The 13,429-nt window shown below is 60.5% G+C and carries 16 protein-coding genes; 6 read left to right on the forward strand and 10 right to left on the reverse strand.

Going from position 1 to position 13,429, the window contains the following annotated elements; genetic code table 11:
* Positions 1–43: 43 nt before the first annotated feature.
* From AC3IUA_RS23560 to AC3IUA_RS23575, 4 genes are all read right to left on the reverse strand, one after another.
* Positions 44–961: a 5-oxoprolinase subunit C family protein gene (locus tag AC3IUA_RS23560; protein ID WP_489357275.1), complete on the reverse strand. Its 918-nt coding sequence runs from the start codon at positions 959–961 to the stop codon at positions 44–46.
* Complete coding sequence (locus tag AC3IUA_RS23565; protein ID WP_489357276.1) at positions 958–1,662, reverse strand: 5-oxoprolinase subunit B family protein; 705 nt, start codon at positions 1,660–1,662, stop codon at positions 958–960. The genes AC3IUA_RS23560 and AC3IUA_RS23565 overlap by 4 nt, the downstream gene beginning before the upstream one ends.
* Complete coding sequence (locus tag AC3IUA_RS23570; protein ID WP_489357277.1) at positions 1,659–2,411, reverse strand: 5-oxoprolinase subunit PxpA; 753 nt, start codon at positions 2,409–2,411, stop codon at positions 1,659–1,661. The genes AC3IUA_RS23565 and AC3IUA_RS23570 overlap by 4 nt, the downstream gene beginning before the upstream one ends.
* Positions 2,412–2,482: 71 nt before the next feature.
* Complete coding sequence (locus AC3IUA_RS23575; protein WP_489357278.1) at positions 2,483–3,769, reverse strand: MFS transporter; 1,287 nt, start codon at positions 3,767–3,769, stop codon at positions 2,483–2,485.
* A gap of 142 nt (positions 3,770–3,911) precedes the next feature.
* Here AC3IUA_RS23575 and AC3IUA_RS23580 point away from each other — a divergent pair, with 142 nt between their 5' ends.
* A complete protein-coding gene (locus AC3IUA_RS23580) occupies positions 3,912–4,838 on the forward strand; it encodes a LysR family transcriptional regulator (RefSeq protein WP_489357279.1) in 927 nt (308 codons plus the stop codon).
* A gap of 164 nt (positions 4,839–5,002) precedes the next feature.
* On the opposite strand, the gene AC3IUA_RS23585 is transcribed toward AC3IUA_RS23580, so the two are convergent.
* The 3 genes from AC3IUA_RS23585 to AC3IUA_RS23595 are packed head-to-tail and all read right to left on the reverse strand — an operon-like array spanning position 5,003 to position 6,865.
* The gene (locus AC3IUA_RS23585) at positions 5,003–5,545 is read right to left on the reverse strand and encodes a DUF2937 family protein (RefSeq protein WP_489357280.1); all 543 of its coding nucleotides are present in this window, start codon (positions 5,543–5,545) and stop codon (positions 5,003–5,005) included.
* Between the two features lie 11 nt (positions 5,546–5,556).
* Positions 5,557–6,333: a class II glutamine amidotransferase gene (locus AC3IUA_RS23590; protein WP_489357281.1), complete on the reverse strand. Its 777-nt coding sequence runs from the start codon at positions 6,331–6,333 to the stop codon at positions 5,557–5,559.
* A 31-nt stretch (positions 6,334–6,364) separates the two neighbouring features.
* A complete protein-coding gene (locus tag AC3IUA_RS23595; RefSeq protein WP_489362448.1) occupies positions 6,365–6,865 on the reverse strand; it encodes an MFS transporter in 501 nt (166 codons plus the stop codon).
* A gap of 101 nt (positions 6,866–6,966) precedes the next feature.
* Here AC3IUA_RS23595 and AC3IUA_RS23600 point away from each other — a divergent pair, with 101 nt between their 5' ends.
* A complete protein-coding gene (locus AC3IUA_RS23600; protein WP_489357282.1) occupies positions 6,967–9,021 on the forward strand; it encodes a S9 family peptidase in 2,055 nt (684 codons plus the stop codon).
* 42 nt (positions 9,022–9,063) lie between these two features.
* Here the strand turns inward: AC3IUA_RS23600 and AC3IUA_RS23605 are convergent, their stop codons facing one another.
* Positions 9,064–9,351, reverse strand: coding sequence for a hypothetical protein (locus AC3IUA_RS23605; protein WP_489357283.1), 288 nt, complete (start codon positions 9,349–9,351; stop codon positions 9,064–9,066).
* A 95-nt stretch (positions 9,352–9,446) separates the two neighbouring features.
* Between AC3IUA_RS23605 and AC3IUA_RS23610 the strand changes: the two genes are divergently transcribed.
* From AC3IUA_RS23610 to AC3IUA_RS23625, 4 genes are all read left to right on the forward strand, one after another.
* Positions 9,447–10,133, forward strand: a complete 687-nt coding sequence (locus AC3IUA_RS23610) for a spermidine synthase (RefSeq protein ID WP_489357284.1) — start codon at positions 9,447–9,449, stop codon at positions 10,131–10,133.
* A gap of 48 nt (positions 10,134–10,181) precedes the next feature.
* Positions 10,182–10,556, forward strand: coding sequence for a YajD family HNH nuclease (locus tag AC3IUA_RS23615; protein ID WP_489357285.1), 375 nt, complete (start codon positions 10,182–10,184; stop codon positions 10,554–10,556).
* A gap of 110 nt (positions 10,557–10,666) precedes the next feature.
* Positions 10,667–11,134, forward strand: coding sequence for an RNA methyltransferase (locus AC3IUA_RS23620; RefSeq protein WP_150642116.1), 468 nt, complete (start codon positions 10,667–10,669; stop codon positions 11,132–11,134).
* A gap of 82 nt (positions 11,135–11,216) precedes the next feature.
* Positions 11,217–11,594, forward strand: coding sequence for a YgaP family membrane protein (locus tag AC3IUA_RS23625; RefSeq protein WP_489357286.1), 378 nt, complete (start codon positions 11,217–11,219; stop codon positions 11,592–11,594).
* Positions 11,595–11,672: 78 nt separating this feature from the next.
* Here the strand turns inward: AC3IUA_RS23625 and AC3IUA_RS23630 are convergent, their stop codons facing one another.
* Entirely contained in the window at positions 11,673–12,911 is a 1,239-nt protein-coding gene (locus tag AC3IUA_RS23630) for a hypothetical protein (protein ID WP_489357287.1), read from the reverse strand.
* Between the two features lie 51 nt (positions 12,912–12,962).
* Positions 12,963–13,412 (reverse strand): YcgN family cysteine cluster protein, encoded by a 450-nt coding sequence (locus AC3IUA_RS23635; protein WP_150807378.1) that lies wholly within the window; start codon positions 13,410–13,412, stop codon positions 12,963–12,965.
* Positions 13,413–13,429 lie beyond the last annotated feature (17 nt).

Below are 13,429 nucleotides of genomic sequence, written 5' to 3' on the forward strand. Positions count from 1 at the left end.
GCAGCCTGCGCAGCTCCTGCACAGGCTGCGATCTTTTTGGGCTTTATGCGAATCTGCGCAAGTAACTCACTTGCTGCTGATGCGCCGTCTCCTGCACCACCGGCGTCAATCGGACCTGCTGTCCCGGCAGACACTGCGCCAGCCGCGCCAGTGCCAAGGGTGTCAACGCTCCCAACCGCGGATAGCCACCAATCGTCTGTCGATCATTGAGCAGCACGATCGGCTGCCCGTCCGGCGGCACTTGAATCGCTCCCAGCGGGATGCCTTCGGAGATCATGGGCTGGCCCTGGTACTGCAACTCCGGCCCTTGCAAACGAATGCCCATGCGATCGGCGCGGCTGTCGACCGTCCAGCAGCTGTTGAAGGCATCGAACAGACTTTGCCCACTGAACTCGCCAATCTGCGCTCCCAGCACCACCTCCAATGGCAAATTCAGTTTGAAATCCGGGATCTGTTCGCGAGACAGTTCGCGCACATTCATGGCCGGCCGCAAGTAACACAGCTCGGCACCTTTGGCCAACGCTCGGCCAAAACCATCAAGCCCCCCCAATTCTTCACGCACCACCGTGGCACAACTGCCCAACACGCTGGTCGCGGCGAATCCTCCCGGCGCAGCGAGATAAGCTCGTGCCCCGAGCAGCGGCTGGGTGAACTGCAGGCGCTGACCCTTCTTCAGGCTGAAAGCGCGCCACGGTGCCAGAGGCTGACCGTCGAGTTGCCCGCCAAGATCGGCCCCCGCCAACGCCAGGCAGCAATCGTCTTGCGCCACAAGGGTAAAACCACCGAGGGTGATTTCGACCACTGCCGCGTCCAGCGAGTTGCCCAACAGCCAATTGGCCCAGGACATCGACACCCAGTCCAGCGCCCCGCCCTGAGTCACTCCCAAATGCCGCACGCCGAAACGCCCGGCGTCCTGCAGCAGACACAACGGTGTGCTGGCTTCGATCAATAGACGGCTCATGCCAGGTTCTCCAGCGGCGTGTCATCACCGCCCAGGCGGATGAATTCTGCGTGATTGATGGCCTCGAAGCGCACCGTATCGCCCGGTTGCATCAGGCTGTAGCCATCCCGTTCGCGGTCGAACAATTTGCTCGGAGTGCGGCCGATCAGGTTCCAGCCACCCGGAGACACCACCGGATAAGCAGCGGTCTGGCGCTCTGCAATGCCGACACTGCCAGCCGCCACACGCTTGCGCGGCGTACTCAAGCGCGGTGCGGCCAACGCCTCTTCCACCAGGCCCATAAAGGCAAAACCCGGCGCAAAGCCCAAGGCGAAGACCTGATACTCGCGTTCGCTGTGACGACGAATCACTTCGTCGACCGCCAGGCCACTGCGCTGGGACAGCAGGTTCAACTCTGGCCCGACGCTGATGTCATACCAGACCGGCAATACGTGACACTGGCCGTGGGCCTGCGGGTTCGGCGCCAGGTCAGTCAAGGCTTCGGCGATCAGTTCACGGGCCTGTGACGGAGTCAGTGCGGTCAGGTCGTAATGCACCATCAAGGTCGTGTAAGACGGCACCAGATCGATCAGATGCCTGCCGAACCCGGCGCGCAACCGCTCACAGGCGGCGAGCATCCACGGCATATTGTCTTCGGCAATGACCTCAAACAGACGCACCATCAAGCAATCGATCGCCACCACTTCTATCCGTGGCTTCATAGTTGAGTCTGCTGGTTCAAGGCCTCGCGGATACGCCGCACGGCAGCCACCGAACTGGCGTTGTCGCCATGTACGCACAATGTGTTGGCTTGAAGGTGCAAGGCGCTGCCGTCGCTGGCGATCAGGTTGTCACCACGGGCAATGATCAGTGCTTGCTCAATGATCCTTTCGGGGTCGTGATGCACTGCCCCCGGCAGCTGCCGCGACACCAGGCGCCCGGCATTATCGTAGGCCCGATCGGCAAACGCCTCGAACCACAGCGACACCCCATGCTCATCGCCCATGGCTTGAGCCGCACTGTTGTCGCGGGTCGCCATCAGCATCAGTGGCAATTGTCGGTCATAAGCGGCCACGGCCTGGATCACCGCACGCAACTGTTCAGGGTTGGCCATCATGTCGTTGTACATCGCACCGTGGGGTTTGACGTAACTCACGCGGCTGCCCTGGGCCCGGCAAATGCCATCCAGGGCGCCGATCTGATAGTGCAACAGGTCCTGAATCTCCTGCGGGGTGCAAGTCATGGAACGCCGACCGAACCCCACCAGGTCCGGATAGGCCGGATGGGCACCGATCTGTACGCCGTTGGCCAATGCAAGACCGACTGTCTTGCGCATGATGCTCGGGTCGCCGGCATGGAAACCACAGGCAATGTTGGCGCAATCAATGAAGGGCATCACCTCGGCGTCCAGACCCATGGTCCAGTTGCCAAAGCTTTCGCCGATGTCGCAGTTCAATAGCAGGCGGTTCACGGTGAACACTCCTGTAGGCCTTTGAATATTTTAGTGCGGGACCGTTCGTCAGCGGTCCCTCAGATTACAAGCTACTGCGCATCAAGTTGTTTGCCCTGGGTTTCCGGCAGGCTCAGGGCCGCGAGAATCACCACGCCGTAAGAAACGGCCGCGAACACCCCGATCCCCATGCCTAATGGGATTTTCTGGCTGAGTAGACCGATCAGTAGTGGGAAAAGCGCCGCCAGTGCCCGGCCGATGTTGTAGCAGAAGCCTTGGCCCGAACCACGGATCCGGGTTGGGAACAGCTCAGTCAGGAAGGCGCCCATGCCGCTGAAAATCCCCGAGGCGAAGAACCCCAGAGGAAAGCCCAGCCAGAGCATCACGTTGTTGCTGACCTGCAGTTGGGTATAGAGCACGACGATGATGAAGGAGCCGACCGCGAACAGGATGAAGTTCTTTTTGCGGCCCAGGATATCGGTCAGGTAGGCACTGATCACATAACCGACGTAGGAGCCGACAATCACCATTGCCAGATAACCGCCGGTACCCAGCACGCTCAAACCGCGTTCGTTCTTGAGGAAGGTCGGCAGCCACGAGGTGATTGCGTAGTAACCGCCCAGGGCACCGGTGGTCAGCAACGAAGCGCGCAAGGTGGTGCTGAGTATGCCCGGGGCAAAGATCTCGTAGAACTTCGCCGGGTTGCTCGGCTCCTGCCGGGCCTTGGCTTCACGGTAGATTTCCGGATCCTTGACCAGACGACGGACGAAAATCACGAAGATCGCCGGAACGATGCCCAACAGGAACAGCGCACGCCAGGCGTCCTCTGGAGGCAGCAGGGAGAACAGCAGCGCATAGAGAATCGCCGTCAGCCCCCAACCCAGCGCCCAGCCCGCTTGCACCATGCCCACGGCCTTGCCGCGATCCTTGGCGCGGATCACCTCACCCATCAGCACCGCGCCGGCAGTCCATTCACCGCCAAAGCCGAAGCCCATCAAGGTGCGGGAGATCAGCAATTGCTCGTAGTTCTGGGCAAAACCGCAAAGGAAGGTGAAGAATGCGAACCACAAAACGGTCAGTTGCAGCGTGCGCACGCGACCGATGCGATCGGAGAGAATCCCGGCGACCCAACCGCCAATGGCCGAAGCGATCAAGGTGCTGGTGTGAATCAGCCCGGCCTCACCCGTGGTAATGCCCCACATGGCAATCAGGGTAGGCACGACAAAGCTGAGCATCTGCGTGTCCATGCCGTCCAGGCCATAACCGATCTTGCAGCTCCAGAATGTCCGGCGTTCCTGCTGATTGATGTTGCGATACCAGTCGAAGGGACCGGGGTGGGCTGCGGGCTTCGCGACGTCGACGGTGTCGGGCGCACTCATGGCAAAATCTCCACGTTAATTTTATTGGTATTGTTCTGAGCCCCGACGACGCATATCGTGAGGAGGACTGATTTTTGGCACCCATGCCCTCCTGCGTCCAACTAATAAAAACCACCCCAAGACATAAGAAAAAGTTGATCCCATGAATCTCAAGTTTCTCGAAACCTTCGTCTGGGTAGCCCGGCTCAAGAGTTTTCGCCTGACCGCGGAGAAACTCTTCACCACCCAGGCCTCGATATCCAGCCGTATCGCCGTGCTCGAAGGCGAGCTGGGGGTGAAGCTTTTTCTGCGTGATTCGCGCGGAGTGCGGCTGACACCGGAAGGTTTGAAGGTACTCGACTACGCCGAACAGATGATGGACACCATGCAGGCGCTCAAGCAGTCGATCGAGACGAGTTCGAGCAAGGTCGGGCGAATTCGCATTGGCGTGATGGACACAGTGATCCATACCTGGCTCAGCCCATTGGTGGCAGAAATGATGGACACCTACCCCTTGGTGGAAATCGAGTTGGTCGCCGATACCTCACTGAACCTCTGCGATCAGCTGCAAAAAGGCTTTCTCGATATCGCGTTGCAAACCGATCTGCTGCGTCAGGAAACCATCCGCAGCCTGGAACTGGCGAGTCATCCCATGGGCTGGATCGCCGCCACTAATTCGATCTACAACCGCGAGTACTCGAGCGTCGCCGACCTTGGCCGCGAGCGGATCATTACCTATTCGAAAAACTCCCACCCGCATCAGGACGTAGTCAGCCTGATGCAGGCCAACGGCGTGAACGCCCCGCGGCTCAACTGCGTGAACTCGGTGTCGGCGATCACCCGTTTGCTGCGCGACGGTTTCGGCATTGCCGCGCTGCCGCCAGTGCTGGTCAGCGAAGAGTTGGCGCGGGGCGAATTGACCTTGTTGGCGATCGAACAACGCCCGCCGAATCTGCAGGTAGTGGTGTCATGGCGGGTCGGGGTGGAGCTGGTCGAGGAGATAGTGGTGTTGTGTCAGGAGGTCCTGCGCACTTATGCACAGAAGGTTGGTGAGGGGTATATCGTGTTGAGCAAGCCAGCCAGCAGCTGAAGCGGTAGATCAAAAGATCGCAGGCTGCGCCAGCTCCTACATAGACCGTGCCCGATGCAAATCCTGTAGGAGGGGCCGCAGGCTGCGATCTTTTGATCTTCCCAATAGGCGACTCGTCGCTTGAACTGGCGCCAAAGTCAAAAGATCGCAGCCTGCGGCAGCTCCTACAATCCCTTCAAATCCCGCTCTTCAATCGGCCGGCTCTGGCGCAGGCGTTTGCCGCCGAGCACCACCCAGTCGATCAAGCGAAACAGGCACTCCAGACCGAACGACAGCAGCATCGCACCGCCCAGTCCCCAGCCCATCGCTTCGGGGGTCAGTAAAATCTGATAGCTGTAGCCGTTCCAGGTTTCCTTGCGAATGTCCGGATCGGCGGCCAGAGCCACCTGCAGTACGCGGATGTACCACGGGCCTTGCATGGCCTGGAACTGCTTGTCGAGTGCCAGCTGGCGGCCGAGCAAGGTGCTCAGGCTGTCGGCATCGCTGCGAAATACCGGGTCTTCACTGGCGCGATAGTGGTTTACCAACGCCTGCAAATCGCCGTTGAAGAATTGCTGGGCAGTGCCTTGAAAGCCGCGCAAACCGGTCTGCGCTTCGATCAAGTGAGCTTCGACGCGCTTGGCGTAGTCGCTGATGAAACCCGGCACTTGCACACCGACCAACAGGCCGATGGCAAACAACACCAGTCGCAGATAGCTGAGCAACATACGGGACGTCCTTATTCGGTCTGGCCCTGACTGACGCATTCGCCGCGCCGCCACAAGCTCCATTGACCCGGTACGTAACGGGTCCAGGTCTCGTTTTCGGTCAAGGGTTCGGTGGCAATCACCGTCACCACGTCATTGGGCGTGGTTTCTGCCTGGAAATCGACGATCACATCGACATCCTTCAAGCGCGCCGGGCCGAAAGGTGCGCGGCGGGTTATCTGCGCAAGCTTGGTCGAGCAATAGCAAAACAACCAGTCGCCATCGCTGAGCAGGCAGTTGAACACGCCTTTGCTGCGGTATTCGGCGCAAGCCGCCACCAGGTCCGGGAGCAATTGCTCGACGTCCACCGGTTCGGGAAAGGCCTGGCGCAACCGATTGAGCACATCACAGAACGCCGCTTCGCTGTCGGTATCGCCGATCGGCCGATAGAAACTGGCGACGGGCTGGAAATCGGCCAACTGGCCGTTATGCGCGAAACACCAGTTACGTCCCCACAACTCGCGCACGAACGGATGGGTATTGGACAGGCAGACCTTGCCGACATTGGCCTGACGGATATGGCCGATCACCACTTCGCTTTTAATCGGATAACGCTGCACCAGTTGCGCCACTTCGGAGTCGCAACTGGCCGCCGGGTCCTGGAACAGACGCAAGCCGCGGCCTTCGTAGAACCCGATGCCCCAACCGTCACGGTGTGGACCGGTGCGGCCACCGCGCTGCATCAGCCCGGTAAAGCTGAACACGATATCAGTCGGTACATTGGCGCTCATGCCCAATAACTCACACATGCTCGGACTCTCGCTTCAATGCAGGACGGGGTTACAAACGCGGTTCGACCCGCAAACGCTGGGGGTTGCTCGGAACGGGTGGGCGGCCATAGCGGTCATCACCGGGGGCACCACCGAAAGGCTGATCATCCTCGGGGTCCTGCGCCGACACCGCGGCTTTCGCAGCAGCGGCCTGTTCCTTGCGAGCGTTGGAGCCACGCTCGATCTGCCAGCGAATCAACGCAAATATGAGATAGATAGCGAACGCGATCATGCCGTACATGAACAGGTCAGAGACCGCGCGCCAGGCGTTGTTGCCGACCTTGAACAGCAAGTCCAGAGCAGTAATGGCCAACGCCGGGGCGAACTTTTCCTTCACCGGGTCGATAATGGTCGGGGTGAACAGCAGCACGGCCATCAGCAAGCGCAATGGCTCACGCAACCAGCGCCACATCCAGCGGGTCATGCGCATCCACACCAACAGGCAGCCTAAAGCGGCGAAGGCGTACAGGCCCCAAGCGATCAGATAGTCGTTCTCGGTCATGGTGTCCATGGCATGGCAGGCAAAGAGACGCTTATGATAACGGCTTTTCGCATGCCAGGCTGCACCGCCGTCCGCGAACCCTTCTTTTGCACAACGTCCGAGAGCCATTCATGCCCCTATCCGACAACGTTCTCGCTGCCCCGATCGCCCACAAGGCCGACGGTGCCGACCCTTATGCCTGGCTGCAGGACCGCGATAGCAAGCCTGTGCTCGACTACCTCAAGGCGGAAAACCGCTATCAGGAGGCGCGACTGGCCGATCAGGCCGAACTGCGCGAAACCCTGTTCGAAGAAATCAAAGGACGTATTCGCGAAACCGACCTGTCGGTGCCCTCGCCCTGGGGCCCGTATCTGTATTACACCCGCACCACGGCCGGTGATGAATACGCCCGGCATTACCGCTGCCCGCGTCCGGCCGATGACAGCCAACAAATCGATGAAAGCCAGGAACAGCTATTGCTCGACCCGAACGAGCTGGCCAACGGCGGCTACTTCTCCCTTGGCGCGTTCAGCATCAGCCCGGACCACCAGCGCCTGGCCTACAGCCTGGACACCAACGGCGAAGAAACCTACACCCTGTTCGTCAAGGAACTGTCCGACGGCCGAGTCAGTGAGCTGTCGTTCGAAAACTGCGACGGCAGCATGACCTGGGCCAATGACAGCCTGACGCTATTCTTCGGCGAGCTGGATGACACCCATCGCCCGCACAAACTGTTCCGTTATCGCCTGGACGGCACCGCAGCCGAAGAAGTGTTCCATGAGTCGGACGGACGCTTCTTCCTGCACTGCTACCGCTCAAGCTCCGAACGCCAGCTGATACTGTCCCTGGGCAGCAAGACCACCAGCGAAGTCTGGGTCCTCGACGCCTCGCAGCCGCAGCAGCCATTTACTTGCCTGGCGCCGCGGGTCGAAGAGCATGAGTATGACGCCGACCACGGCAAGCTCGACGGTCAATGGACCTGGTTGTTTCGCAGCAACCGCGACGGCATCAACTTCGCCCTGTACCAGGCCGCCGACAACGACGTCGTACCGACCGAGGCTGACTGGCAGAACTTGGTCCCGCACAGCGACAGCGTGATGCTCGACGGCATGAGCCTGAACGCTTCGGCGCTGACCCTGAGCCTGCGCGAAGGTGGTTTGCCGATCATCGAAGTCCGCCCCGAGGGCCTGCCCGCCTACCGCGTGCAACTGCCCGACGCAGCCTACAGCCTGCATGTGCAAAACAGCCTGGAGTTTGTCAGCGAGAAGATCCGTCTGCGCTACGAAGCGCTGAATCGCCCCGCGCAAATCCGCCAGCTTGATCTGGCGACTGGCGAGCAGAAAGTCCTCAAGGAAACTCCGGTGCTCGGCCCGTTCGATCCCGAGGCTTATGTCAGCCAGCGCCTCTGGGCCACCGCTGCCGACGGCACCCAGGTGCCGATCAGCCTGGTGGTCAAACGCGAATCCCTCGGTAAACCGACACCGCTCTACCTTTACGGTTACGGCGCCTACGGCGAAAGTCTCGATCCCTGGTTTTCCCATGCCCGCTTGAGCCTGCTCGATCGCGGCGTCGCCTTCGCCATCGCCCACGTGCGTGGCGGCGGTGAATTGGGCGAAGCGTGGTATCGCGCCGGCAAGCAGGAACATAAACAGAACACCTTCAGCGACTTCATCGCCTGTGCCGAGCACCTGATCGCCAATGGCTTCACCACCTCATCGCAACTGGCGATCAGCGGCGGCAGCGCCGGTGGCCTGTTGATCGGCGCGGTGCTCAACCAGCGGCCGGAGCTGTTCCAGGCAGCGATCGCCGAAGTGCCCTTTGTCGACGTACTGAACACCATGCTCGACCCGGATCTGCCGCTGACCGTCACCGAATACGACGAATGGGGCAACCCTGAAGTACCTGAAGTCCATGAGCGGATCAAGTCTTACGCACCCTACGAAAACGTCCGGGCCCAGACCTACCCGGCGACGTTGGTGATCGCCGGCTACAACGACAGCCGCGTGCAGTACTGGGAAGCCGCCAAATGGGTGGCGAAGTTGCGAGCAACCAAGACCGACGACCATCTGCTGCTGCTCAAGACCGAGCTTGGCGCTGGCCATGGCGGGATGAGCGGGCGTTATCAGGGATTGCGTGATGTAGCGCTCGAATATGCCTTTGTGTTCAAGGTGCTGGGTATTGCCTGAAGCACTCGGCACGGCGTCCCGGCCCTGACGCCGGGTGCCGGGCTAACCGCCAGGTGTCTTGGCTTTCGGCGGGTTGGGTTCCAACCCGGGCAACGTTTGGTCCTTGGGCGGTTTGGGCATTGGCATCGGCGGCAGCAAAGGTGAACCGTCGCCGCCGCCGGCCTTGGGAATACTCGCAGGAGTGATCTGCGGATACGGCGTGGGCGTCGCGGTGCCCGGCGAACCCGGCATCGGCGCTGGCGTAATCGGCACAGGTTGCAGCTCTTGCGCCTGCACTGCACTTATCGAGAGCGCGGCCGACGCAATGACCGTTAGAATGGTGCGCTTCATCAATGGCTCCGTTGCTACCGTCTGCATTCAGGCTACTCCCAACGACGCAAGTTTGCCTTTCTCAATGCCAATTTTCCCTCCCTAATGAGAGTTCCATGAAACGTTTCGTTCTGCTCGACACCACCCCGATCCCCGAAAACGGCGGTGCCTTGTGCCTGTTCGAATACGGCGAGGATTTCGTCATCAAGATCCAGGGCGGTGACGGCGGGCAACTGATGAACACCCGCATGCACGGCTCCGAAGACGCATTGGCCGAAATCCCCTGCCGCAAGGTCGCGGGTCGTCCCGGCTCGCGGGTGTTGATCGGTGGCCTGGGCATGGGTTTCACCCTGGCCGCGGCCCTCAAGCATCTGGGCAAGACCGCCGAGGTGGTGGTCGCGGAACTGGTACCGGGTGTAGTGGAGTGGAATCGTGGGCCGCTGGGGGAAAAATCCGGACGGCCGCTGCTCGACCCGCGCACCGTGATCCGCATGGAAGACGTGGCCAAGGTGCTGCAAGCCGAGCCACAGGGTTTCGACGCGATCATGCTCGACGTCGACAACGGCCCCGAAGGCCTGACGCAGAAGGCCAATAGCTGGCTTTACTCCTCGGGTGGCCTGAGTGCCTGTGCCAAGGCCCTGCGCCCCAAAGGCGTGCTCGCCGTGTGGTCGGCCAGTGCTGACCGGCTGTTTTCCGACAAGCTGCGCAAGGCTGGCTTCAAGGCCGAGGAAGTGCAAGTCTTCGCCCACGGCAACAAAGGCACACGGCACACCATCTGGATTGCCGAAAAGCTCAAGGCCTGAGCTAAACTTGCTGCATAACCGTCATCAGTCATTTACAAAGGTGAACCCATGAGTTCGTCAACGCCTCCGTCCAACACCGCCAAATTGGACCGCATCCTCGCCGACGCCCAGCGCGACCGCGAGATGGGTTACCGCGACAAGGCCCTGAAGATGTACCCGCACGTCTGCGGTCGTTGCGCCCGTGAGTTTTCCGGCAAGCGCCTGAGCGAGCTGACCGTGCACCACCGCGATCACAACCACGACAACAATCCGCAGGACGGCTCCAACTGGGAGCTGCTGTGCCTGTACTGCCACGATAACGAACACTCGCGCTACACCGACCAGCAGTACTTCGGTGAAGGCTCCACCAGCTCGCCAAAAATCGCCAAGGCCACTCACAACCCGTTCGCCGCGCTGGCGGGGTTGATGAAGAAAGAAGAGTAAATGCAAAAGATCGCAGCCTGCGGCAGCTCCTACACGGCTATCTCCGCCTTGATGCCCCCGCCCCCCGACAAACCCGTATAATCACGGTTTTTCTCGAAGGCACCCCGCTCGTGGCCAACAAACGGTACAGCTGCATTGGTTTGTATAACCCCAAATCACCGGAGAACGTCGGTTCGGTGATGCGCGCCGCTGGCTGCTACGGCGTGGCGTCGGTGTTCTACACCGGCAAGCGTTATGAACGCGCCCGCGACTTCGTCACCGACACCAAGAAAGTCCACCAGGACATTCCGCTGATCGGCATCGAAGACCTGAAGAAAATCCTTCCATTGGGCTGCATCCCGGTCGCTGTCGAACTGGTCGAAGGCGCTCGCTCGCTGCCGGAGTACACCCATCCGGATCGCGCGCTGTATATCTTCGGTCCGGAAGACGGCTCGCTGGATAAAGACATCCGCGACTGGTGCGAAGACGTGGTCTACATCCCGACCACCGGTTGCATGAACCTTGCAGCGACCGTCAACGTGGTGCTTTATGACCGCATGGCCAAGGGTAATAACACCCGCTCCGGGCCGAAGTTCTAGTGAGTAAATATTGAAAGCCGACGGAACAAGCGACGCGTTCGCGCAGTCAGCTTTATATCCATCACCCTTCTGGAGACAGATCATGAGCGACCGCAAATTCGTAGAGCGCATCGAATCCACCCCGTTCCAGACCCGGCCGTCGCAGAATGTTCAAGGCTGGGAACGTATTGGATCGCTGGCCGGTGGCGTGCTGATGATGGGCAAAGGGCTGCGCCGTGGCGGCGTTTTCGGTCTGATCCAGGTAGCGATTGGCGGCGTGGCCCTGGCCCGCGGCATCACTGGCCACAGCTCGGCGAAAGACCTGCTGGAGAAAAGCCGTCAGGACATGAACAACGTACGTTCGAAAATCGAACGGGCCGGGGAAGATTTGCGCCGTATGAAAGCCAATGCCGAAGCGGCGACCCGCACGGCGACAGTGACCGGCAATGAGTCGGTGGAATCGCCAAAAGCCGGAGTTTGATGGTGTTGGTGCGTTAGCCGAAAAAGATCGCAACCCTGTAGGAGCTGCCGCAGGCTGCGATCTTTTGATCTTCTGCGGTCACTGCAACAACTTGCTATCCAGCACCGACGACGATTCACCAAGAATGCTTTCGCTCAACTGCACGAACTCTTTGGTGCTGACGCTTTCCAGGCGCATGACCGCGTGCAGCACATCGTCCAGGGAACGTTTGTTGCGGGTTTTCAGGCGGATCTCGCTGTCCAGCTCCTGCAGCAACAACACCGCTCTGGCGACCATCGGCCCGCTGATTTGCTCGCCGCGCAACGTGCTGACGTTATGGCTGTCCTTGGCCAATCGGGTCTGCAGACTCTGATAGCGCTCGTCACTCATGCCGCCAGCCCGGCGCACCAGCTCGATCGCGTAATACTCGGCAACCCCCTCACTGATCCAGTCGCTGCGCTGACTGTCGTTGATGCGGCCAAACACCTGAGCCAACTCACGCACCAGAGGGCTGGTGCCGTTTTCGCTGACCAGCGGTATGCGGCTGTGCAGGTAGATCGAATCGCGCCCGGCCAGGCTACCGCGCCACATCGGGTCGCCAGCGCCGACAATCAGCAATTTGGTGGGGTGACGCGGGAATGCGGCCTGCACTTGCGGCCAAACGAAGGTCAGCAACGTCAGCACGTCCATGCGGCGCATGCCCTGCCCTTGCGGCGAGGCGACCGTAACTTCGGTTTCTCCCAGGCGAGTGCGACGACTGCCCAGGGTACCCGCAAGCATCCAGCCGGTCGGCCGGTCGAACAGCCGCGAGACGTTGTCGACCCTAAAGCGGTTCTTGCCGATACGCGGCCAGGCGGTCTCGACGCTTTTCCAGCCTGGCGGCAATTCGAATTCCAGCCGCGACACCAGTTCGATGCCGTCCTGCTGGTCCAGCCGGGCGGCAGGTACCAGCTCTTCACCTCGCAGCAACGCCCAACTCGGGGTCATGCGCGCTTCGAAAGTGCCATTCTTGCGGGCATGGCTGATGCGAACGCGGTAGGTCAGGCTGGCCTTGCCACTGGCAGGGCGCCAAATGCCTCGCTGGCCTTCGGGCGGTTTGGATGCGGAGGATTGCCACTGACCATCCGCCTTGAAATCGCTGTAATCGCCGCGATTGCCCAGATCCAGGTCCAGACTGCGTACCGCAGCGCCGTCGGTCAGGGTCAGTCGCACCTCGGCCTGATCGCTCTGCGGCAATAAGCGCACGTGGTAATCCAGATTCACTTTCTTTGCCGCCCACAGCGGCGAACTCAGCGCCAGCAACAAACAGGCTAACGGTAGCCTTGCCCCCACAGCCATACACACTCCCTCGTGAATCAACCTTGAAACGCTAAACCAGCCCGCCCGCTCTTAACCAGCCCGAAAGATCAGATGATCCTCCCAATCCTCTTCGGCCACGCTGCCCTCGGCGAGCATGCGCCCGGATTGGGAGATGCGCTCGTGGTGTACAGCATCGCGATCACCGCAGACCAGATGGTGCCAGAGCGGCAAGTCCTTGCCCTCGCTGACCAAACGGTAGCCGCAGGTCGGCGGCAGCCATTTGAACTGGTCGGCCTTGCCCGGTGTGAGCTGGATGCAGTCGGGCACCGAGTCGCGACGGTTGGTGTAATCGCTGCACTGGCAGGTTTTCAGGTCCAGCAGTTTGCAGGCTATACGCGTGTAGTAGACGCTGTTGTCATCTTCGTCCTCGAGCTTTTGCAGGCAGCACAGGCCACAGCCGTCGCACAACGACTCCCATTCCTCTTGATCGAGTTGTTCGAGGGTTTTGCGTATCCAGAAAGGTTCGACTTTGGCGGCCATGGCTCAAGCATCAGTAT

The sequence above is a fragment of the Pseudomonas sp. KH_050 genome (genome assembly GCF_057838875.1).

Bases quoted from the DNA above. Each gene is read 5' to 3' on its own strand.
- AC3IUA_RS23560 (WP_489357275.1), bottom strand. From the start codon at position 961: ATGAGCCGTCTATTGATCGAAGCCAGCACACCGTTGTGTCTGCTGCAG.
- AC3IUA_RS23565 (WP_489357276.1), bottom strand. From the start codon at position 1,662: ATGAAGCCACGGATAGAAGTGGTGGCGATCGATTGCTTGATGGTGCGT.
- AC3IUA_RS23575 (WP_489357278.1), bottom strand. From the start codon at position 3,769: ATGAGTGCGCCCGACACCGTCGACGTCGCGAAGCCCGCAGCCCACCCC.
- AC3IUA_RS23580 (WP_489357279.1), top strand. From the start codon at position 3,912: ATGAATCTCAAGTTTCTCGAAACCTTCGTCTGGGTAGCCCGGCTCAAG.
- AC3IUA_RS23585 (WP_489357280.1), bottom strand. From the start codon at position 5,545: ATGTTGCTCAGCTATCTGCGACTGGTGTTGTTTGCCATCGGCCTGTTG.
- AC3IUA_RS23590 (WP_489357281.1), bottom strand. From the start codon at position 6,333: ATGTGTGAGTTATTGGGCATGAGCGCCAATGTACCGACTGATATCGTG.
- AC3IUA_RS23595 (WP_489362448.1), bottom strand. From the start codon at position 6,865: ATGGACACCATGACCGAGAACGACTATCTGATCGCTTGGGGCCTGTAC.
- AC3IUA_RS23600 (WP_489357282.1), top strand. From the start codon at position 6,967: ATGCCCCTATCCGACAACGTTCTCGCTGCCCCGATCGCCCACAAGGCC.
- AC3IUA_RS23605 (WP_489357283.1), bottom strand. From the start codon at position 9,351: ATGAAGCGCACCATTCTAACGGTCATTGCGTCGGCCGCGCTCTCGATA.
- AC3IUA_RS23610 (WP_489357284.1), top strand. From the start codon at position 9,447: ATGAAACGTTTCGTTCTGCTCGACACCACCCCGATCCCCGAAAACGGC.
- AC3IUA_RS23615 (WP_489357285.1), top strand. From the start codon at position 10,182: ATGAGTTCGTCAACGCCTCCGTCCAACACCGCCAAATTGGACCGCATC.
- AC3IUA_RS23625 (WP_489357286.1), top strand. From the start codon at position 11,217: ATGAGCGACCGCAAATTCGTAGAGCGCATCGAATCCACCCCGTTCCAG.
- AC3IUA_RS23630 (WP_489357287.1), bottom strand. From the start codon at position 12,911: ATGGCTGTGGGGGCAAGGCTACCGTTAGCCTGTTTGTTGCTGGCGCTG.
- AC3IUA_RS23635 (WP_150807378.1), bottom strand. From the start codon at position 13,412: ATGGCCGCCAAAGTCGAACCTTTCTGGATACGCAAAACCCTCGAACAA.